At 62.4% G+C, this 21082-nt stretch carries 16 protein-coding genes, 9 pseudogenes and 1 other annotated feature; of the genes and pseudogenes, 14 read left to right on the plus strand and 11 right to left on the minus strand.

Annotation, left to right across the window (positions count from 1 at the left end; all coding sequences use genetic code 11):
• Nucleotides 1-47: 47 nt before the first annotated feature.
• The 4 genes and pseudogenes from panE to PD885_RS19385 form a co-directional block, all read left to right on the plus strand.
• A complete protein-coding gene (gene panE / locus PD885_RS19375; RefSeq protein WP_002804226.1) occupies nt 48-986 on the plus strand; it encodes a 2-dehydropantoate 2-reductase in 939 nt (312 codons plus the stop codon).
• A gap of 114 nt (nt 987-1100) precedes the next feature.
• Nucleotides 1101-1418, plus strand: a pseudogene (locus PD885_RS19380) (hypothetical protein); the annotation flags it as partial.
• A 264-nt stretch (nt 1419-1682) separates the two neighbouring features.
• Nucleotides 1683-1888, plus strand: a pseudogene (locus PD885_RS22870) (IS5/IS1182 family transposase); the annotation flags it as partial.
• Nucleotides 1882-2314 (plus strand): annotated as a pseudogene (locus tag PD885_RS19385) (IS5/IS1182 family transposase); the annotation flags it as partial. The pseudogenes PD885_RS22870 and PD885_RS19385, both read left to right, overlap by 7 nt.
• 169 nt (nt 2315-2483) lie before the next feature.
• Here the strand turns inward: PD885_RS19385 and PD885_RS22300 are convergent.
• The 3 genes and pseudogenes from PD885_RS22300 to hppD form a co-directional block, all read right to left on the minus strand.
• A pseudogene (locus PD885_RS22300) lies at nt 2484-2883 on the minus strand (transposase); the annotation flags it as partial.
• Nucleotides 2487-2603, minus strand: a sequence feature (AL1L pseudoknot). (Overlaps the previous pseudogene by 117 nt.)
• Before the next feature lie 94 nt (nt 2884-2977).
• Nucleotides 2978-4282: a homogentisate 1,2-dioxygenase gene (gene hmgA / locus PD885_RS19390; RefSeq protein WP_065975001.1), complete on the minus strand. Its 1305-nt coding sequence runs from the start codon at nt 4280-4282 to the stop codon at nt 2978-2980.
• A 332-nt stretch (nt 4283-4614) separates the two neighbouring features.
• Entirely contained in the window at nt 4615-5730 is a 1116-nt protein-coding gene (gene hppD, locus PD885_RS19395) for a 4-hydroxyphenylpyruvate dioxygenase (protein WP_040762302.1), read from the minus strand.
• Between the two features lie 122 nt (nt 5731-5852).
• Between hppD and PD885_RS19400 the strand changes: the two genes are divergently transcribed.
• On the plus strand, nt 5853-6341 hold the full coding sequence (locus PD885_RS19400) for a MarR family winged helix-turn-helix transcriptional regulator (RefSeq protein ID WP_002804237.1): 489 nt from the start codon (nt 5853-5855) through the stop codon (nt 6339-6341).
• Nucleotides 6342-7252: pseudogene (locus tag PD885_RS19405) on the plus strand (transposase domain-containing protein); the annotation flags it as partial.
• Nucleotides 7253-7302: 50 nt separating this feature from the next.
• On the opposite strand, the gene PD885_RS19410 reads toward PD885_RS19405, so the two are convergent.
• The 3 genes from PD885_RS19410 to PD885_RS19420 form a co-directional block, all read right to left on the minus strand.
• Nucleotides 7303-7893, minus strand: coding sequence for a thioredoxin family protein (locus PD885_RS19410; RefSeq protein WP_002804946.1), 591 nt, complete (start codon nt 7891-7893; stop codon nt 7303-7305).
• An 11-nt stretch (nt 7894-7904) separates the two neighbouring features.
• On the minus strand, nt 7905-9425 hold the full coding sequence (locus PD885_RS19415) for a peptide MFS transporter (protein ID WP_002804948.1): 1521 nt from the start codon (nt 9423-9425) through the stop codon (nt 7905-7907).
• Nucleotides 9426-9616: 191 nt separating this feature from the next.
• Complete coding sequence (locus PD885_RS19420) at nt 9617-10549, minus strand: tryptophan 2,3-dioxygenase (RefSeq protein ID WP_002804950.1); 933 nt, start codon at nt 10547-10549, stop codon at nt 9617-9619.
• Between the two features lie 490 nt (nt 10550-11039).
• Here PD885_RS19420 and PD885_RS22910 point away from each other — a divergent pair.
• The 6 genes and pseudogenes from PD885_RS22910 to PD885_RS19450 all read left to right on the plus strand — a co-directional run.
• Nucleotides 11040-11159 (plus strand): annotated as a pseudogene (locus tag PD885_RS22910) (lamin tail domain-containing protein); the annotation flags it as partial.
• A gap of 213 nt (nt 11160-11372) precedes the next feature.
• On the plus strand, nt 11373-12461 hold the full coding sequence (gene pdhA, locus PD885_RS19430; RefSeq protein ID WP_002804951.1) for a pyruvate dehydrogenase (acetyl-transferring) E1 component subunit alpha: 1089 nt from the start codon (nt 11373-11375) through the stop codon (nt 12459-12461).
• Between the two features lie 80 nt (nt 12462-12541).
• Nucleotides 12542-13525 (plus strand): alpha-ketoacid dehydrogenase subunit beta, encoded by a 984-nt coding sequence (locus tag PD885_RS19435; RefSeq protein WP_087946437.1) that lies wholly within the window; start codon nt 12542-12544, stop codon nt 13523-13525.
• Nucleotide 13526: 1 nt separating this feature from the next.
• Entirely contained in the window at nt 13527-13910 is a 384-nt protein-coding gene (locus tag PD885_RS19440; protein ID WP_088057080.1) for an SH3 domain-containing protein, read from the plus strand.
• A complete protein-coding gene (locus PD885_RS19445) occupies nt 13907-15373 on the plus strand; it encodes a dihydrolipoamide acetyltransferase family protein (RefSeq protein WP_002804956.1) in 1467 nt (488 codons plus the stop codon). The genes PD885_RS19440 and PD885_RS19445 overlap by 4 nt, the downstream gene beginning before the upstream one ends.
• Before the next feature lie 240 nt (nt 15374-15613).
• Complete coding sequence (locus PD885_RS19450) at nt 15614-16906, plus strand: DEAD/DEAH box helicase (RefSeq protein ID WP_002804610.1); 1293 nt, start codon at nt 15614-15616, stop codon at nt 16904-16906.
• Nucleotides 16907-17000: 94 nt separating this feature from the next.
• Here PD885_RS19450 and PD885_RS19455 read toward each other — a convergent pair whose 3' ends face one another.
• Nucleotides 17001-17333 (minus strand): DUF6172 family protein, encoded by a 333-nt coding sequence (locus PD885_RS19455; protein WP_002804609.1) that lies wholly within the window; start codon nt 17331-17333, stop codon nt 17001-17003.
• 351 nt (nt 17334-17684) lie between these two features.
• Nucleotides 17685-17939 carry a hypothetical protein gene (locus PD885_RS19460; protein WP_002804608.1) on the minus strand — a complete coding sequence of 85 codons (255 nt, stop codon included), beginning with the start codon at nt 17937-17939 and terminating at the stop codon, nt 17685-17687.
• Nucleotides 17940-18010: 71 nt separating this feature from the next.
• Here PD885_RS19460 and PD885_RS19465 point away from each other — a divergent pair.
• Nucleotides 18011-18352 (plus strand): annotated as a pseudogene (locus PD885_RS19465) (transposase); the annotation flags it as partial.
• Nucleotides 18353-18547: 195 nt separating this feature from the next.
• Here the strand turns inward: PD885_RS19465 and PD885_RS21180 are convergent.
• Nucleotides 18548-18661, minus strand: a pseudogene (locus PD885_RS21180) (IS5/IS1182 family transposase); the annotation flags it as partial.
• Between the two features lie 218 nt (nt 18662-18879).
• On the opposite strand from PD885_RS21180, the pseudogene PD885_RS19470 reads away from it, so the two are divergent.
• Nucleotides 18880-19676 (plus strand): annotated as a pseudogene (locus PD885_RS19470) (IS5 family transposase).
• Between the two features lie 21 nt (nt 19677-19697).
• Here PD885_RS19470 and PD885_RS19475 read toward each other — a convergent pair.
• Together PD885_RS19475 and PD885_RS19480 are read right to left on the minus strand one after the other, a co-directional pair.
• Entirely contained in the window at nt 19698-20132 is a 435-nt protein-coding gene (locus PD885_RS19475) for a VirK family protein (RefSeq protein ID WP_040762361.1), read from the minus strand.
• A gap of 222 nt (nt 20133-20354) precedes the next feature.
• On the minus strand, nt 20355-20894 hold the full coding sequence (locus PD885_RS19480) for an IS5/IS1182 family transposase (protein WP_065975000.1): 540 nt from the start codon (nt 20892-20894) through the stop codon (nt 20355-20357).
• Nucleotides 20895-21082 lie beyond the last annotated feature (188 nt).

Below are 21082 nucleotides of genomic sequence, written 5' to 3' on the forward strand. Positions count from 1 at the left end.
ATCATAGCTGACGTTTGTATGTTCGAACTAAGTTGAAAGGAATTTTCATGCGTACCTTGATCCTCGGTGCCGGCGGCACCGGCGGCTATTTTGGCGGCCGTCTGGCGCAGGCCGGTGTCGATGTCACCTTCCTGGTGCGCGATGCGCGGGCAGCGCAGTTGCAGGCAGATGGCTTGCATATCCGCAGCCCGCTCGGCGATGCCGATCTGCAGGTGGCGCACGTCACCGCGCGGGGCTTGCCGGCGTTGGTGGCGCAGCACCCTTTCGATCTGGTGGTGCTCAGCTGCAAGGCCTACGACCTGGAAAGCGCGATCGAGGCGATTGCGCCGGCCGTGGGCGAGCACACCACGGTGCTGCCGATCCTCAACGGTTTGCGGCATTACGCGGCATTGGATGAGCGTTTCGGTGCAGGGCGGGTGCTGGGCGGGCTGTGTTTCATCAGCGCGACCAAGGGCGAGCATGGCGAGATTTTGCATCTGGGCAAGCCGGCGGCACTGACCTTCGGCGAGCGCACTGGCAATGCGGTATCGGTGCGGGTGCAGGCGATTGCTGCTGTCTGCACGCAGGCCGGCATCGAGCATGTGGCCAGCGACCACATCGCGCAGGAGCAGTGGATCAAGTACAGCTTCCTCACCGCCCTGGCGGCGGCCACCTGCCTGATGCGCGCGCCGCTCGGGGCGATCGTCGCCACCGACGACGGGCGTGCATTGATCAACGGTTTGTACAACGAGTGCTTGTGGGCCGCCGACGCGGCCGGGCAGCCGATCCCCGAGGCTGCAAGGGCCAAGGCGCTGCAGACGCTATTGCAGGTGGATTCGCCGTCGAAAGCCTCGATGCTGCGCGATCTGGAAGCCGGGCAGGATGTGGAAGCGGCGCAGATCGTCGGTGACATGCTGGCGCGCGTGCGCGAGACCGGACGCAATGCACCGCTGCTGATGGCGGCCAATGTGCACCTGCAGGCGTATCAGGTGTTGCGGCAACGCTGAGGCTTTTGAGGTGTGCGCGTAAACCGTTCCCCCATCCGCCCTTCGGGCACTCCCTCCGGCGGAGGAAGGGAGGAAGGGTTGCGCGTGCGTACAACTCCCCCGCTTTGGCACCGTGTGGAACTGGGCCAGACTATTTTCGAAGAGGAGATCCTGCGCGACGTCAAAGTCAGCGGGCCCACGCGCGTGCGGCGTTATCTGTCGCGCTTCTTCGTGGTGATCGTGATTGCGCTGGCGATCGAGACGCTGGTGTCGATCTTCGAGCTGATGCACGAAGGTCCGGCCAAGCTGCCGTATGCGGCCGCAGTAGGCCTGCGCGCGGCGCTGCTGCTGATCGCCTGGGGCGTGTTCGTCAAACTCAATCGCAGTGCAGAGGAGCTGGAACCCGAGGCGATGGAGGAGACCAAGCGGGAGGACCGCCAGATTCAGGAATGAGCGCTGTCAGTTGCTCACAGCAGCCAACGGCGACACCGTCGTTGGCTTGCCATCGGCACCGAAGCGATCATCACGAAGTGGCCGCGCGTGCAAAGCTCGCCGCGCATTCGGTGGAGTTTTGGGAGTAGTCATCAGGCCCCCGCAGTTAGTCGCTCCTGGAAAACCCTCAATACCCAATCACCGCAATGCTTTATAGGCCGCACAGGCGTGCCAGAACTACCGGTTTTCGCTACGCTGAGGTTTGGTTTCTGGCAGGTTCCGCCCATGCGTACACGCCGTCCTGCTGCTGCACGCATCTGCGCCGACGAGTTGTTCCGTTCGCGGCTGGAGAACCAGATCGATCTGCGTCATCCGTTGGCGCAATTGAGCCAACAGATGCCGTGGGCCGCGTTGGAATAGGCGCTTTTGCCGCGCTTGCTGGCCACTGGGGCCGCTGGCGGGGCCGAGCACTGCCGGTGCGCTTGAACGCACAGTGCTGGGACGGGTCGTACGCGACCTTGCACGCAAACTCGATCAGGTAGACACCGGCGTGCGCGAGCGCATCGCTGTGCGGTTGCAACGCGCACAACAGGTGCTTGCGCAACGTCCCAAAGACAAACGACAACTCGACGCATTGCATGCGCCGGAAGAGGCCAAGACCCTGACGCGACGGCAATGGCGCTGGATCAAACGGCGTCAGGCAGTGGAACCGGCGATCGGACATCTCGACTGCCGGTTGCGTCGTTGCAGGCGCAAAAGCGCCCAAGGCGATGCGCTGCACGTGCTCGGCTGCGCCGGCGGCTACAACCTGTGTTGGCCGATGCGCTGGACCGCGTTTTTTGCGGGCCTGGATCCGGGCGATGGGATGGCCATTCTTGAGCACCGATTACCGATCACCGCTGACGATTAGTGCTTGAAGGGGGCTTTTCAGGGGCGGCCAGGTACTGCCCCCCCTGTCGGAGTGATGGATCAGTTCGCCTTTTTCGCGCGCCGTAGACCTGTCGGTTCTCCTCCCAAGCCCGCCGAACCTCCACTTCCAGCGCCCGAGCCCGCCACCAACGATCCGCGCGTGCGCCGGGAGCAGCTTCCCGGAGCGATCTCCAGAACCCGGCAGATCGGCTCGACTCCGTACGCGTGGTGATGCTCGGCAACGAAACCGGTCATGGCTTGAAGCGGCGGTCGAGCTCTGCCTGAGCGAAATACGCCGACGCCTTGCGCAGGATTTTGTTAGCCTGCCTCAACTCCCGTAGTTCGCGTTCCAGCGCCTTCATCCGTGCGCGCTCGTCCGTCGTCGGGCCCGGACGCTGCCCCTCTGATCACGCTCGGCTCGACGCAGACACACCCGCAACGTCGCGGCCGTGCAACCGATTTTCCCGGCAATCGAAGCGATCGCTGCCCACTGCGAACCGTGCTCATTCTGATGCTCCAGCACCATCCGAACCGATCGTTCCCGCACTTCTGGCGAGTACTTGGCTGGCTTGTTCATCACTCCATCCTCTCAAGAGTTGGAGCCTCTAGGAATCCCAGCGCGGCTCAGTTGGTCAGCGTGCCGCGTTGCGCGGCGCACATGCAAAACGGCGTTACCGCGTGGCCGGTGGCGCGAACGCCGCACGCAATCCGCGCCAGCATTGCTGATAGTCGGCTTGCCGATGCGCTGCTTGCAGTGCCTGTTGGGTGGGTCGCAGCACTGCGCGCGTTTCGAACATGAAGGCCATGGTGTCAGTCATCACGTCCGGGCGCGACAGATCGGCCTGCGAGGCCTTGTCGAAGGTGGCCGCATCCGGGCCGTGCCCGCTCATGCAGTTGTGCAGCGAGGCACCGCCGGGCGCGAAGCCTTCGGCCTTGGCATCGTAGACGCCGTGCACCAGGCCCATGAACTCGCTGGCCACGTTGCGATGGAACCACGGTGGGCGGAAGGTGTGCTGCGCCACCAGCCAGCGCGGCGGGAAGATCGCAAAGTCCATATTCGCGGTGCCGTGCGTGTCGCTTGGCGAGGTCAGCACAGTGAAGATGCTCGGATCCGGGTGATCGAAACTGATCGATCCGACGGTGTTGAAGCGGCGCAGGTCGTAGCGGTACGGCGCGTCATTGCCATGCCAGGCGACAACATCCAGCGGCGAGTGGCCGATGTCTGCGCGCCAGAGATGGCCTTGAAACTTGGCCACCAGTTCGAATGCGCCTTCGCGCTGTTCGAAGGCAGCGTGCGGTGTCTGAAAATCGCGCGCGTTGGCCAACCCGTTCGAGCCGATCGCCCCCAGGTCGGGCAAGCGCAGCAGGCCGCCGAAATTTTCGCAGACATAACCGCGCGCGGTGTCATCCAGCAGCTCGACGCGGAAGCGCACACCGCGCGGAATCACCGCGATCTGCTGCGGTTCCAGCTCCAGCACGCCCAATTCGGTATGCACGCGCAGCCGGCCGAGTTGTGGCACCAACAGCAACTCGCCATCGGCATCGTAGAAGAAGCGATCGTGCATCGAAGCGTTAGCCGCATACAGATGCACCGCGACACCAGACATCGCCTCGGGCCCGCCATTGCCGGCCATGGTGTAGAGACCATCGACGAAATCGACAGGCGTGGACGGTAGCGGCAACGGGCTCCAGCGCAGCTGATCCGGCGGCACCGGGGCGGTGCCGAAGTCGTTGTGGAACTGCGACTGCGTGATCAGCGAAAACGCGCCATGCACAGCTGCGGGGCGAATGCGGTATAGCCAGCTGCGCCGGTTCTCACCGCGCGGCGCGGTGAACGCCGTGCCGGACAACTGTTCGGCATACAGCCCATGCGCCACACGCTGCGGCGAGTTCTGCCCGACCGGCAAGGTGTCGGCCACCGCCTCGGTGGCGAACTCGTTGCCGAAACCGGTCATGTAACGATGGTTATTTTGCATGTGGACGCGTCCGGATTTAGCCCGTCCCTCTCCGACCGTAGAAAGTTGGGGGTTGGATAGGTCAAGCCATCCTCCTAGCCAAAGAAGGAAGCTGGAGCCTGATGGATCAGGCCCCTCTCCCACCGGGAGAGTGGCTTTAAGCGCGTAGGTTCTGGTTGCTCTGTGTTGTCAGAAAGAACATGTTGCTTGGCGCGCCACGCGCCCCTTGCTCGGGTTGATCGTACCGTCGCTACATCTGAATTTATGGGCCGCAGCGTTCGGTATCACAACAAGATGCACTGCGCACAGACGCGTCGACGCAGTTACTGGCACCAATCACCAGTCTCACGAAACTAAAGCACCCCACGCCTCATCTGATCGCGTTCGATGCTCTCGAACAGCGCTTGGAAATTGCCTTCGCCAAATCCTTCATTGCCCTTACGCTGGATGATCTCGAAGAAGATCGGGCCGATGCAGTTCTGGGTGAATATCTGCAGCAGCTTGCGCTGCTTGGTGTCGAGGTCGGCGTCGATCAGGATCTTGTTGCGACGCAGGCGTTCGACATCTTCGCCGTGATCGGGGATTCGCAGATCCACCACGTCGAAATACGCGTCCGGTGTATCGAGGAAGGTCACGCCGGCCTCGCGCATCTTTTCCACGCTTGTGTAGATATCGTCGGTGAAGCAGGCGATGTGCTGGATGCCTTCGCCGTGGTACGCGTCCAGGTACTCGTTGATCTGGCTCTTGGGGTCGGATGACTCGTTGAGCGGGATGCGTACGATGCCGTCCGGCGCCGTCATCGCCTTGGACACCAGCCCGGTCTTGGCGCCCTTGATGTCGAAGTAGCGGATCTCGCGGAAGTTGAACAGGCGCTCGTAGTAGTCCGACCAGCGCTGCATGTTGCCGACGTACAGATTGTGGGTCAGGTGGTCGATGAAAGTGAGTCCGAAACCGGCCGGGTGCTGATCGGCGCCCGGAATGGGCTCGAAGTCGGCGTCGTAGATGCTGCCCGCATCGCCGTAGCGGTCCACCAGATACAGCATGCAATCGCCGATGCCCTTGACCACCGGTGCAGGCACTGCGCGCGTATCGGCCTTGTCCTGCACCGCCTCGCCGCCGTTGCCCAGCACCGTCTGCAGCACGGTGTCGGCCGGGGTGCGGAAGCGGATTGCAAAACCGCAGGCACAGGGGCCGTGCGCGGCGGCGAAGTCGGCAGCGAACGCATCGCGGTCTTCGTTGAGCAGGAAGTTGACCCCGCCCTGGCGATAGACGGTGATGGCCCGGCTGCGGTGACGCAGCACTGCGCTGAAGCCCATCTTGCGGAAGTAGTCGTGCAGTGGCGCTACCTCGTCGGCCGGTGCGGCGAATTCGACGAATTCGAACCCGTCGATCCCCATCGGATTGTCGAAAGTGGTGACCTGCATGCCCGGATCTGGGCGGGTGACGCTCGTGTTGGGTTGTTTACTCATCGTCGTTTCTCCACGCTGGGCAGTCCGCAGGGCTATGCGGATTAGCAGAAGACCCGCGAGAATGCACAGGCCACCTTCAGTTTGTAGTTGCAAATGAAATTAAAATCAAGACACAATGCAACATGAGCGATCTCGACACCCCCAGTCCGCCGCAACATCCTGTGCTGCTCAACCTCGAGCAGTTCCTGCCGTATCGCCTCAGCGTGCTATCCAACCGCATCAGCAGCAATATTGCCAAGGTCTACGGCGATCGTTATGGCATGGCCATTCCCGAGTGGCGGGTGATCACCATCCTGGCGCTGTATCCGGGTTCTTCGGCCAGTGAGGTCTCCGACCGCACGGCGATGGATAAAGTGGCAGTGAGCCGCGCCGTGGCGCGTCTGCTGGAGCGTGGCTTCATCCGGCGCGAAACCCACGGCGATGACCGCCGTCGCTCGATGCTGGCGCTGTCGCAGGCCGGGCGCCAGGTCTACGAGACCGTCGCCCCGCTGGTCAACGAGATGGAGCAGCGGCTGATGTCGGTGTTCAGCGCAGAAGAGCAGCAGATTCTGGAAAAGCTGATCGATCGCTTGGCCAAGGATGGGCTGCCGCGCATGGCCGGTAAGGACTAAAGCACCTTTACGCATGATATTCCGGTGGAGTGGGTAGCCAGCGCGCTGGAACTGTCTTCTCAGGCCAGTATCCGACGTCGGCGCCTTCCCAGTGATCAGGTGTTGTGGCTTGTCCTGGGCATAGCGTTGTTCCGTGACGAACCGGTGCACGAGGTCGCACGTCGTTTGAACATCTGCGCACAATCGCTGGCCTCAGAAGATCTGTTGGCGCGCAGCGGCGTTCGACAAAGGGTTCTGGAGCGCTGATTTGTTGCTGTCGCTCGCCACTCCACGCCACTGGCTGACACCAGCACGCAAGGGCTTGGTGGCTGAGCAAATCATGCGTTATGGCACTGATGATCGATTACTGCGCATGCGTGTCTCGCCACAGGCCAGAAAACCCAATCCAGCGCTTCCCACGCACTGGGACGTGCGTGAAGTGAGCTATCTGCATCAGGGGAAGAGAAAGGCGGTACTGACCTTGTTGCCTGCCACCACTTACAGCGCCAAGTCTGTCGCAACGCTTTACCAGGAGCGATAGGAAATCGAACTGGGTTTGCGCGACATCAAAAGCTCGATGCAGCACAACGCGACAACGTTGCGTAGCAAAAAGATCGACTTGGTGTACCAGCAAGTCTGGGGGTTGCTGCTGGCTTAACAGCATTCGGCGTGAAGCCAGCCAGGCAGCTGTGGCGTTTGGCAGAACGCCTTCGGACATCCGATTCAAACCGGTCTGCCAGTACATCGCAGTGCAACTCATCGTGATGGCCGCAGCCAATCCGGCTTCCGCCACAGGAAGACGCCTATCCCAGCTTCGCTCAGGCATCGCGAGCCTGTTCCTCTATCACCGGCCGAGGCCTACGCGGCCAAGGACGGTGAAGATCTCGAAGACCCGCTATCCGGTAGATCCAACGGCTGCTCCGCTTAAGTGAACAGCATTACGCCGAAAGGCGGGGTTTTTGCATTACGCTGCAGCGAAGACTCACGCCTGCGGTGGCGCCCACTGCTTGAGGAAGTCGAACAACTTCTTGCGATCGAAGCCCTCGCCTTTACGCAGTTCCGGGCCGGCCTGGGTGGTCAGCAGCTTGCCATCGTTGTCCAGCACCAGCAGCGACGGGTAGTCGTTGAGCTGAGCGAACTGCGACAGGAACGCGGCGTTTTGGTTGGCGGCATCGCGATTGATCTTGACCACCACGAAGTGCGCATCGCGGAAGCTACGCAACTGCGCATCGCCGCCCATCAGTTCATCCAGCGCCTTGCACGGCTCGCAGGCCGCGTTGCCGACGTTGAGCACGATGCGCTTGCCACCACGCTTGGCCTCGACCTTGGCGGTTTCCAGATCGGCGGCGGGATCGCGCGAGGGATCGTACTGCGCGTTAAGCGCCGCGGCCGCCGCGATATCGGCTGCGGTCGGCGTATTGCCCGAGGACACCGGTTGGCTGGGATCGGCGCTCGGCGGCTTCTGCATCGAGGTGTCCAACGGCCGTGGCGTCTCCTGTGGGCTGGCGGTCTGCCCGCAGGCGCTCACCAGACCCGCCAGCAGCAGGCCACAGACAATGGGTTTGATCTGCATTGCTGTTCTCCTCACTTCACGCCATGCATCAGTTTGTTGACCAACGGGGCAATCAGCAGAAGCAGCACACCCGCAGCGATCAACGACCAGAAGCCAAAAGTGTAGCCCTTCAGTGCAGAGGCCACGGTCATACCGGTTTCGCCACTGACCGCGGAAGCGAAGATGCCCGACAGATTGTTGCCGATCGCGGTCGACAGAAACCAGCCGCCCATCGCTAGGCCAACCATCTTGGCCGGCGCCAGCTTTGTCGTCATCGACAAGCCGATCGGCGACAAGCAAAGCTCGCCGACGGTTTGGATGACATAGACCATGAACAAGGTCCAGAAAGGAATCTTGCCGACATCGTCAACCAGTTCGGACAGCGCGTACATCAGCAGTGCAAAGGCCAGGCCGTTGAAGATCAGCCCTAAGCCGAACTTGCGCGGGATCGACGGATTGGCCGATTTCAGCGCGACCCACAGCCAGACAAACACCGGGCCAAGTACCAAGATTGCCAGCGTGTTGACCGATTGGAACCAACCCACCGGGAACATCCAGCCGCCCAGGTCGCGTTCTACGATGTTCTGCGCGAGGAAATTGAACGAACTGCCCGCTTGCTCAAAAAACATGAAGAACATCACGTTGAACACAAAGACGATCAACATGGCGATGGCGCGGTCGCGGTGTACTTTACCCTCGCCAATGCCTTCGACCAGGATCAGTCCGCACAGGGCAAGGAACAAAATGGTCAGGATCCAACCGAGGATGCTGGCGTCGATCAGCAGCAGACCATAGGCGACCGGAATGGCAATAAGTGTGCCCACCAGCACCGCCAGGGTTCGGCCCATGCCTTCTCCACCGGCCGGTGGCAAGCCGACCTGCCCGAGCTGGCGACGTCCCAACAAAAACCAGACAAGACTGATCAACATGCCCACGCCCGAAGCGATGAACACGTACTTGTAAGCCGGCATCGACTCTGTACCGAACAGCTTGTCGGCAAGCAGGCCGGTCAGGATCGGCGCGAAGAAGCCACCGGCGTTGATACCCATGTAGAAGATCGTGAATCCGGAGTCCCGCCGCGGATCATTCAGCGGATACAATTTACCGACCATGGTCGAAACGTTCGGCTTGAACAGGCCGTTACCGGCGATGATTGTCGCCAGGCCGAGTTTGAACACCTGATCGTTCGGTACCGCGATCAGGAATAGGCCAATCGACATGACGACCGCACCGATCAGCAGCGAGCGCTGGTAGCCGATAAGTCGATCGGCGACGAAGCCGCCGAACAGCGCCGAGGCATACACCAGTGCCAGATAAGCGCCGTAGAGTCGATTGGCCGGTGCTTCACCAGCCCCAGAGCCCTGGTGGAACTCGGCCACGATATAAAGCGTCAGCACCCAACGAATGCCGTAGAACGCAAAGCGCTCCCAGAATTCGGTCATGAACAGCATCCACAGCGGCCGGGGGTGGCCGAGCAGTGTGGGGAACCCGGGAGGCGCAGACGGCTGCGGCGGAGTGGAAGCGGAAGTCGGCGCAGTAGCGTCAACACTCATGAGGTGCCCCTTGCGTATTCAGTGATGGCTGGGTGTACCAGGGCGAGCCCTGGGCGACGCGCGAGGATCACTTAGACGTCACCTCGCGTCAAATTCGCGGGACTTGGAAACGTGATGGCGGCCGGTTGGATGCTGGGGATTTTGGCTGGGTCTTGGCTGCCTTGGCTTCACCGGCTTGCGCTTTTCCAGCCTCAAGCTTTACCAACGTTGGCTTTCTCTCCGTCTCTGCCCCCCACAGCCTCGCCACTGTTGCCAACCGGCTCACGACTCTCTAAGCCCACCGACGTACGCACATCGAACAATTCCGGGAAGAACGTCAGCGCCAACGCCTGCTGCAAAAAGCCCACGCCACTCGACCCACCGGTGCCGCGCTTGAAGCCGATTACCCGCATCACCGTGCGCATATGGCGGAAGCGCCATAGCTGGAACTGGGTTTCCACATCGACCAGGTCCTCGCATAGCGCGTACTCGCGCCAGTAGCGATCAGTGTTTTCGTAGATGCGCTCGAACACCGGCCGCAGCGCATCGTCGGCCACGTGCGCGCAGGTCCAGTCACGTGCTTGATACTGCTGCGGGATCGCATGCCCGAAGCGCGCCAGATAACGTAAAAATTCCTCGTACAGGCTGGGCGCTTCCAGCACTTCGCGTAGCCGCGCCTGGCCCTGCGGGTCGTAGCCGAACACCTGCAGCATCTGCGGATTCTTGTTGCCGAGCAGGAACTCGATGTAGCGGTATTGCAGCGACTGAAAGCCCGACGAAGGCCCAAGCACATCGCGAAAGCCCATGTACTCGCTCGGCGTGAGCGTCTCCAGCACCGACCACTGTTCGGTCAGCTGGCGCAGCACCTGCTTGCTGCGCGCCAGCACCTTGCGGCACTGCCAGACCTGATCGTTCTGCAGATGCACCACCGCCGCGCGCAGCTCGTGTGCCAGCAGTTTCAGCCATAGCTCGGCGGTCTGGTGCTGGATGATGAACAGCATCTCGTCGTGGTGCGCCGGCTCCGATAGCGGCTGCTGCGCGGACAGCAATCGATCCAGCCGCAGATAGCCGCCGTAGGTCAGCCGCCCCTCCAGATCGGTGTGGATGCCGGGTTCCAGATCACGCAGGTTCTTGTCGACGGGCATAGCGTAGCGCTGACGATGGGGTCGGCCAGGGTAGCGCAGCAGCGGCCCGGCTTCAGCCGGCTGCCGCTGCTGCGGGATTGGGAATTGGGCAGCGGTTGAGGACCGAGGTTTCAACATAGATGCAGAAATTGGGGCGAGGCATCAACCTTCGAAGTCGGAAGTGTTCGCGCGCAGCAGACTGATGCGTGCGCCTGCATCGCGCCGCCGCTGCAGCGCCCACTTTTCTCCAGGACATTTGCCAGCGTACGCGACCGGTACGTCAACGCTGAAAAACGCGGCACTTCCAGCCACGCAGTTGCAGCCGCTGCGCCGGAGTTACCGCACCGTTAACCAAAGTCTGCAAATTTATGCAGAATCGACCAGCGCTGCCGGCCAGGGACGTAGCCGGACCAGGGGAGCGTTTCACGTCTCAAGGATCAGGGGACTCTCATCTCGTGCATGTGTTGCAGCGTCGTGCAGCCTTACTTTTTCTGTGCGCTGGCGGTTGCCAGCCGCACTGAGCGGCGCCTGCCCCACCGGCAATGCCGATCTGGTCGGCTACGGGGGCAATGCCAGCTGCGCCGAAGACAACGCGTCCACGCCCGCTCCCGGCAACACACTAGCGGTGCTGATCGTCGCTCTGAATCGGTGGAGGCACCGACCAGCTGATCGCAGCGCAACACGTCGTATTTTTGTACTGCGACAAAGGGCGCGCCCTGGTGCGCGCCCTTTTTTGTGCAACCCAGCATCATTGTGTGTTGCGGTGCAGGACGGCTTTTTGCATCGCAGTCCTTAACATCGCAACTCATATCATTTGCAACTTCTTGATGAAGGTGTCGCAGCAATGAGCGTAGCCGCGCAGTTCGAAATCGAATATCTGCACTACATGGGCGCGGATGGCCAGTTGGTCCGCGACGACCTGCCGGCAGACGCCGCCAACCCGCAGCAGTTGCTCGCCCTGTTCAAGCGCATGGTGTTCGTGCGCACCTTCGACAGCAAATCGGTCGCCTTGCAACGCACCGGCAAGCTGGGCACCTACGCCGCGTGCATCGGCCACGAAGCCACGCATGTCGGCATCGGTGCCTCGATGCGCAGCGGCGATGTATTGGCACCCAGCTATCGCGAATACGGCACAATGTTCGAACGTGGCGTGCGTCCGCGCGACGTGCTGCTGTACTGGGGCGGCGACGAGCGCGGCAGCGACTACCCGCGCAACGCCGATGCGGCGATCGACTTCCCGATCTGCGTGCCGATTTCCACCCAGTGCCTGCACGCGGCCGGTTCTGCGCTGTCATTCAAATTGCAGGGCAAGCCGCAAGTCGCGGTGGCTTGCTGCGGCGATGGTGGCAGTTCCAAGACCGACTTCTACGCTGCGCTCAATGCAGCCGGTGCGTACAAGCTGCCGCTGATCCTGTGCGTGATCAACAACGGCTGGGCCATCTCGGTGCCGCGCTCGGCGCAGACCGGCGCTCAGACGCTCGCACAGAAGGGCCTGGCCGGCGGCCTGCATTGCCTACAGGTGGACGGCAACGATTTGATCGCGGTGCTTGAGGCGATGCGACAGGCACGCGCACGAGCATTGGCTGGCGACGGCGGCACGGTGATCGAGTTCCTGACCTATCGCTTGTCCGACCACACCACCGCCGACGACGCACGGCGCTATCGCGGCCAAGAAGAAGTCAAGCAAGGCTGGGCGCGCGAACCGCTGCTGCGCCTGCGCCGCTATCTCACCGCGCAAGGCCTGTGGGACGACGCGCAAGAAGCCGCATGGAAAGCCGAGTGCGGCGCGCGCGTGGACCAAGAGATCGACGCCTATCTCAACACGCCGGTGCAACCGGTCGAAGCAATGTTCGATTACCTCTACGGCGACCCGCCGGCCGAACTGTTGGCACAGCGCGCCGAAGTGATGGCCATGGAGGCCCGTCATGGATGAGCTCAACCAGGTACACATCGCCGCTTCGCAGCACGCCAGTGCTCCCTACAACGCTGCGGCAACGCGGGGGAGAGATCGCCATGAGTTCGCCCATCACCCTGATCGAAGCGATCACCCAGGCGCTGGCCTGGGAGCTGGAACACGACCCCGCGGTGCTGGTGCTGGGCGAGGATGTCGGCGTCAACGGCGGCGTGTTCCGCGCCACCGCCGGCCTGCAGCAGCGCTTCGGCGGTGACCGCGTGCTGGACACGCCATTGGATGAAACCACCATCGCCGGCCTGAGCGTGGGCCTGGCCGCGCAAGGCATGAAGCCGGTGGCCGAAGCGCAGTTCGATGGCTTCGTGTATCCCATGGTCGATCATCTGATCTGCCACGCCGCACGCCTGCGCAACCGCACGCGTGGTCGCCTGCATTGCCCGATGGTGCTGCGCGTGCCGTGGGGCGGCGGCATCCGCGCGCCGGAACATCACAGCGAAGCCAACGAGGCCATCTTCACCAATGTGCCCGGCCTGCGCGTTGTGTTTGCGTCCTCGCCGCAGCGCGCCTATGGCCTGCTGCTGGCGGCGATCCGCGACCCGGATCCGGTGATCTACATGGAGCCCAAGCGCATCTATCGCCAGTACAAGGAAGTGGTCGCCAATGATGGCGAAGCGCTGCCTCTGGATGTCTGCTTCGTGCTGCGCGACGGCACCGACGTCACGCTGGTCACCTGGGGCGCGCAGGTCAAGGAAGCGCTGGAAGCGGCCGACAAACTCACCGGCGAAGGCATCAGTGCCGAGGTGATCGATGTGGCCACGCTGCGCCCGCTGGACTTCGACACGATTGCCGAATCGGTGGCAAAAACCGGCCGCTGCGTGATCGTGCAGGAAGCACCGCGCACGGCAGGCTTCGGTGCGGAAATCGCCGCGCGCCTGGCCGAGCAATCGATGTACGACCTGCTTGCGCCGGTCGAACGCGTCACCGGTTACGACACGCATATCCCGCTGTTCCGGCTGGAAATGAAATATCTGCCAAGCGTGGAGCGCATCGTCACCGCCGCCCGTCGCGCGGTGGCCGCCGGCTGATATGCGCGCCCGTCTGCTCCGCGATTACGACGCCGCCTACTCCAACCCAATCCGCTTTTGCGCCGGTCAGGAAGTGACACTTGGCGTCCGCGATGAAGAGTGGCCAGCCTTTGCCTGGGTCAACACCGGCGCAGGCCATGCTGGCTGGGCGCCGGTGGCATGGCTGCGCCCGTTGGGCCATGGCAAAGCCGAAGCCCTGCGCGACTATGACGCACGCGAACTCGATGCCAAACAGGGCCAGGACGTGTTGCTGCATTACGAACATGGCGGTTGGTGGTGGTCCGAGCGTGCCGATGGTATGCAGGGCTGGCTGCCGGCCGCCGACCTCGAACTCCTCGACGACACCACGCCGCAGCTGCCTGCGGCGCAAGAGAATCTGCCATGAGCGACAACAAGAATTTCCACCTGCCCGACCTGGGCGAAGGCCTGCCCGATGCCACCATCGTCGAATGGTTCGTCAAGGAAGGCGACAACGTGCGCCTGGACGACCCGCTGGTGTCGATGGAGACCGCCAAGGCGGTGGTCGAGGTGCCCTCGCCGTTCTCCGGCACCTTGGTCAAGCTCGCCGGTGCCGCCGGCGATGTGATCGTCACCGGCGCGGTGTTGGCGCAGTTCGCGCTGGATGCCTCGCAGCCCCAGCGCGCCAATGGCCAGGACACCGGCCATCCGCATGGTCCCGCACCGACGCAAGTACACACGCCCAGCACGGGCGATAGCGCCGCCGGCACGACCACGCGCGTAGTCGCCTCCGACAACGGTGGCGAGATTGCCGACGCAGATGCAGATGCAGATAGCAGCAGCGATGGCAAGCGCGACGACGCAGGCACCGTGGTCGGCGCGATGCAGAGCTCCAACGCCGTGCAGAGCGAACAGGCAATCGCCGTCGGCGGCGTGCGCGCCATGCCGGCGGTGCGTGCGCTGGCGCGCAAACTGCGCGTGGATCTGACCCAGGTGCGTGCCAGCGGCCCGGATGGCACGGTGACGATGGCCGATGTGAAGCAGGCTGCCGCTGCCGGCAGCGCGCCGCTGTCTGCGGCGCGTGCGAGTGCGTCGGTAACGCCGATCAACAGCAATGGCGCGCCAGCCGCCTCGCAACACGCAACGGCGAACACGCATCCGGCAAACAACGCAGCGCCCGATGCGCAACAGCGCGCGGCGCTGTCCGCCAGCGGCAAGCCCATGCGCACCCAGCCGCCTGGCACCAGCGTCAAGGGCCAACCCGAACAGCTCAAAGGTGTGCGCCGCAACATGGCGCGCGTGATGGCCGATGCGCACAGCAAGGTCGTGCCGACCACGCTCAACGACGATGCCGACATCCACGCCTGGCAACCGGGCAACGACGTCACCGTGCGGCTGGTGCGCGGCATCGTGCGCGCGTGCCAGGCCGTGCCCGCGCTCAATGCCTGGTTCGACGGCGAGGCACTCAGCCGCACCCTGCACACCCAGGTGGATATCGGCATCGCGGTGGATACCGAAGAAGGCCTGTTCGTACCGGCGCTACGCAATGCCGACATGCTGGATTCGCATGGCATCCGCGAAGGCGTCAATCGGCTGCGCCAGCAGGTGGAAAACCGCAGCATCGCCGCATCCGAACTCAGCGGTTACACCATCTCGCTGTCCAACTTCGGCATGTTCGCCGGCCGCTACGCCACCCCGGTGGTGGTGCCGCCGTGCGTGGCCATCGTCGCCGCCGGCCGCGCGCGCTATCAGCTCACCCCGGTGATGGGTGGAGTGGAAACCCACAAGGTGATGCCGCTGTCGCTGACCTTCGACCACCGCGCCGCCACCGGCGGCGAAGCCGCGCGTTTCCTGCGCGCGCTGCTGGACGATCTGGCATTGGCCAACTAGGCGCGCTCGCGGTAGCGCCACAAGGCGCCCCGCTTTCGTAGCACCAACACCACCAATCAAACTGAGGATGTCGTTTCGGTAAAGCGCCGCCAAGCGCGCGTTCGCGGTCAGCACTACGGCCAGAAATCCCGCTTTCGCGGGATTTTCTTGGGCATCGTTTTGGGCACCTTTAATAACTCTGTGCGCACGGCTCACCGCAACAAAGCAGCGCGACGCCACCAATCCGCGGATAATGGCCACATGTCATTTGCCCATCTCTCGCTGTCGCCCCAACTGCATCCACTCTTCGAGACCGCGCTCGCCAAAACCGGTATGCATACGCCCACTGCCATCCAGGAACAGGCGATTCCACCGATGCTGCAGGGGCGCGATCTGATCGCGATGGCGCAGACCGGCTCGGGCAAGACGCTGGCCTATGCGCTGCCGCTGCTGCAGCAACGCTGCCTGGCGCCCGACACCGCGCCGCGCGTGCTCGGCGCGCTGGTGCTGGTGCCCACGCGCGAACTGGCCGCGCAGGTCGAAGACACGCTGCGGCAACTGGCGGCGCACTTGCCGCGACGGCTCAAGATCGTCGCAGTGACCGGCGGCAGTTCGATCAATCCGCAGCTGCTCGCCTTGCGCGGTGGTGCCGAGATCGTGGTGGCCACGCCCGGCCGGCTGCTGGATCTAGTCGATCACAACGCACTGCGCTTGAGCGAGGTCGCCACGCTGGTGCTGGACGAAGCCGATCGCCTGTTGGAGCTGGGCTTCGGCGCCGAGCTCGATCGCATCCTCGCCTTGCTGCCCGCGCAACGCCAAAGCGTGCTGTTTTCGGCCACGTTTCCACCCGGCATCGCCTCGTTGGCCAAGCGTCGTTTGCGCGATCCGCTGCGCATCACCATCGCCTCTACGTCGAAAGATGCACCGGCGATCGAACAACGCGCCATCGCCGTCGATGCCAGCCAACGCACGCAGCTGCTGCGTCATCTGCTGCAGGAACATGGCTGGTCGCATGTGCTGGTGTTCGTCGCCAGCCGGCACACTGCCGAGAAGGTCGCCGAAAAACTGACCAAGACCGGCATCAACGCACAGCCGCTGCATGGCGAATTGAGCCAGGGCCGGCGTGAGCGCACCTTGCAGGCCTTCAAGCAGCACGAGGTGCAGGTGCTGGTGGCCACCGATCTGGCCGGGCGCGGCATCGACATCGAGGCGCTGCCGGCGGTGCTCAACTACGACCTGCCGCGCTCCACCGTGGACTACACCCACCGCATCGGCCGCACCGCACGTGCCGGCGCCAGCGGCATCGCGATCAGCTTCGTCACCGCAGAGAGCCAGCCGCAATGGCGTCTGATCGAAAAACGCCAGCGCCTGCGCGTGCCGACCAGCGTGGTTGCCGGATTCGAGCCGACACCGGCAACGGATGCGCCTGCCAGCAAGGCGCCGAGTGCAGATGTGCGCGCACCGGATGACAACGGCGGCATCAAGGGCAAACGGCCGAGCAAGAAGGACAAACGACGCGCGGCAGCTGCTGCACAGGCGGCCAATCCCGAGTGATGAGGCGTCGTCAGGGATGTAGACGGCGCGCAAACGGCGTCTGGACGCCTAGCAACGCAGCTGCAACACACCGCCACGTCTGTGCGGCAACTACTCAGTCCTGCTCGAAATCCAGCTCGCCGCCAAAGTCGGCGTTGGCATCTACGCGCGGTGTGCGCTTGCCAGGCTTGCGCAGGATTTCCACAAAGAACTGGTCGCCACCTTCGGCGGTGAGCGCGGTGATCGAGCGGATCAGCTCGGCCGACGGCAGCGGCGCAGCGCTGGCCTCGTCCACACCCAAACGCATGTCGAAGTCCCAATAATCCGCCCCTTCCGGCAAGTCCTTGCGGCGCTCGCGGCGGATGTACTTGCGGATATCGTTCTTGCTGGACTCCAGCAGACGATCGCGGTTCTTGCCTTCGAGGTTGAGCTGGTAGGTCTTGCGCATGGCGACATCGGTTGGGAACTGGCCGCCTAGTGTGAGGCCACTTGGCCGTTGTGGGTGAATCGTCGGCTGTTGCGGGCCTGCCGGGCGACAGATCCGTGGCGACCCCGGCTTGGAAGCGCTTGGTGCTGCCATCGCCGGTGCAGCGCCAATTTATCCCAATGTCACCAAGCACCAACCGCCGCTATCGCAGCTGTATCCGGCGCATTCGATGCGCGTTGCAATTTCCGCTTGAAACAGATCAATCCACTCCACAGCACCTCAGCCCATCGCCGCCGCCGACGTCTCACCAAATCCCTGAGTTTGTTCAAATCGCTTGTCGGCTACGATCACTTTATCGGCGTGATCCTGGAACTAATAAAGCAGCGCAACACGCGGAGCTTCCAACTTATCGCCCAATGCGGTTCGTCGATATTGCACGGCCACCAATGACGATAAAATCACTTTCCTGCTGATGAGCCCAACGCGCTCAAGCTGCCTCAGCGCTGTCGCCCGATTGCACACCACTGTCATGATCATAATCGACCACTTGTCCGCAATCGGCTCCAACACAACCCTGATATCTGAAATGCGATCGAGGATGCAACGGAAGGAAGTATCCTCGGCCATACCCAGTACCTTTAAGGTAACGCTAAAAAAGTCTCCGGTAGCTGCAAAGATTGGAATATCGGTGCTTTGCCATGAGGAGAACTAAGAAACAGCAGAGGTTGGCGATGGCAGCTGATGGAGGTGTTGGTTTTGAACAGTATCGTCGGCCGACGCGTCTTGACATGTTTCTGACGACGATGGAGCAAATCGTGCCGTGGTCTGCGCTGTGTGCGGTGATTGAGCCATAAAACCCGAAGGCGGGCAAAGGTCGGCCGCTGGTGCGGTTGGAGCGGATGTTACAGATGTACTTTGTGCAGCACTGGTTCAACCTGGCCGACGAGGCCTGCGAGAGATCCCTGCTGGACAGCACGGTATTGCGCCGATTTATCCGGATCAACCTGGGCCGGGGGCGGGTCCCGAACGGGACGACGCTGTCGAGCACGCCCCTTGCGAGAATTCACCAACCAATGGAGACGCGGGCGCGGTGAAGTGGATGAGACCGAACGTGGCCGCAATCGGAAAGAAACGGATATTGCCGAAAAAGCACCCATCGGGGATTAGATTAAGTGGGCCATCCGGCCAGATCGTTTGGCTGATGCAACAACTTGATCGGCGGTGCCCTAGAGCCGCTAACAAAACCAAGTAAGCAGCCGTAAACCGATGATGGAGCAAGCAAGCGAAAGCGGCGCCAGGTGGATATCGATATCGCTGCGGCGTTCAAAGCGGATGCGCAACTTGCCCATCCCTGTAAGCGCTCGACTACCAAGCGGTTTTGTTAGCCACTCGTAAGAGTGGCCAACAAAACGTAGAGCAGTTGTCAGATAGGAACGGACGACGCGGAAGGACAGCAGCATAGGCGAGGTACATGTCGCGCCGAGCACCGGCGGGCGCCCGCTTGGCAGCTAGCAAAGTGGTTTTAGAACCTGTTCACGATCTTTGCTGATTGGTGCAGACTCTGCGGATGCGCCAAAAAACCTATCCGAGCGACATGAGCCGGGAGCGTTTCGAACACATCCTCCCGATCCTGGAACAAGCGCGCAAGCGCACCAAGCCACGCCGAGTGGATATGTATGAGGTGTGGTGCGCAGTGTTGTACGTGCTGCGAACCGGTTGCCAATGGCGAGCGCTACCCAGCGACTTTCCGAAGTGGCGGACCGTGCACGCGTACTTTGCCAAGTGGAGCGAGTGCGACGATGAAGGAGTGAGCCTGCTGGAGCGGGCGCTCAAAAAATCAGGTTGGCGTGGCCCGCCAGAAACAGGAGCGCAACATCTTCAGCAGGTTCTTGATCGTGGACGCGCAGAGCGTCAAGAACACAGACACAGCCGGGCAAAAGGGATATGACGCGGGCAAAAAGGTGTCGGGCATCAAGCGGCATATCGCTGTTGATACCCAGGGTGCCCTATGCCATCGCGGTGACGACGGCGGAGGTGACCGACCGCAAAGGTGCGCTGCGGGCGCTGGAGCGCTGTCAGTCAAACTTGACGCATGTACAAAGCCTGCTGTGCGACAGTGGTTACACCGGAGTACCGTTTGCCGAAGGCGTACGAGAGATTCTAGGCGAGCAGCTCACGGTGCAGATTGCCAAGCGCAGCGAACTGCACACCTTCAAGGTCATGCCCAAGCGCTGGATCGTCGAGCGCAGTTTTGCCTGGCTGGAGAAAAACCGAAGGCTGTGGAAGAACTGCGAGCGCAAACTCAACACCAGCTTGCAGTTCATCCATCTGGCCTTCTTGGCGCTTCTACTCAAAAGATCGTGAACAGACTCTTAGAAGTCGTGCTCAATCGGCGTGGAAACGAATGCCCTGATTGATCGCACATTGATACGCCAGCATTGGCCCACGTTGCTGCAGACCCGGCAGGTCGTACATGTAGGTGGTAAAGCGCACACTGCCATCGGCACCCAGTTGGTAACGCATGAATTGCTGGATCGGTTTGCCATCGTTGGCCACGGTGAAGTGCGAGCCAGAGAACGCGGCGGTGCCGTCTTCAGTAATGCGATACGCATCGATATGACGGCCGCCGCGGGTCTGACTTGGTGGCGTACCTTGTTCGGGTGTGCAGCGGCTGAGATCGGTGCTCAGGCTGACGTCGTCACCGGCTTTAAGGGCGGCGAGCACTTGAGCACGGGTATTAAGCGATGCGCTGGCCCAGGCGGGCAGCGCACACGTGCAGAAGAGCGTGGCAACCAAAGCGGCGGGAGCAAGACGGGGCATGGCGGACTCCAGGCAGATAAGGGAATGAAGCGACGTCGACTTTAGAGAGTCGCAGGGCGAGCAACATGACCTGATCCTGTCTGCATCGGTGCACTGCGCTACGCATCACGCTGCATGATTGCGCTGTTTGGCGAAGGCGCTGCGTGCGTGCCGAATGTCGGCTATGCCTGCGAGCGGAAGCTGATGATTGAGCGATCGAAGTCTTAGAGCGGCTAACAAAACTCAGGAAGCAGCCGTGGAGCAAGCAAGCGAGAGCAGCCCCAGGTGGAGATCGATGCGGCGTTCAAAGCGGATGCGCCGCTTGTGCACTCCTGCGAACCAGGCAAGTGTGCGCTCGACGACCCAGCGATGACGGCCCAAACGGTCGTTGCGCTCGATCCGCTTGCGGGGGATCCGCGCAGTGCTGCTGCGTTGCCTGAGGCGGTCGCGGCAGCGAGCGTTGTCGTATGCCTTACTTGCTCGGCTCAGATCCAGCTTCTCGGCGCGACCTAGCTCTGCCAGCAACACCTGATGCGGACGATGCCAGACACCGCTGGCTTGCCAATCACGCAGCCGGCGCCAGCAGGTCATGCCGCTGCCGTCGCCTAGCGCCAGAGGCAGTTCTTCCCGCGGGATACCGGTGCGCCGGACATAGATGATGCCGTTGAGGGCCTGCTGATCTCTGATACGCGGCCGTCCGCCTTTGGGCGAACGCTTCACTGGCGAAATCAGCGGCTCGATGCGCCTCCACAGGGCAATGGGGATCTCCTTGCGACTTGCCATGTTTGCAATTTTGCCGGCGAGACAGCATTCAAGTTGTTTTGTTAGCCGCTCTAAGAGCGTAACTGCGGACGACACGGATATGAGACGCATCACGCGAGCGCTAGACGCACGCAATAGGCATTAACTGGCGTACGCCAGCCGGAACCAACATGCATCGGCGAAAAAGGATAAAGCCCCTCTCCCGGTGG

The organism is Xanthomonas fragariae, assembly GCF_900183975.1.
Lineage (GTDB): Bacteria > Pseudomonadota > Gammaproteobacteria > Xanthomonadales > Xanthomonadaceae > Xanthomonas > Xanthomonas fragariae.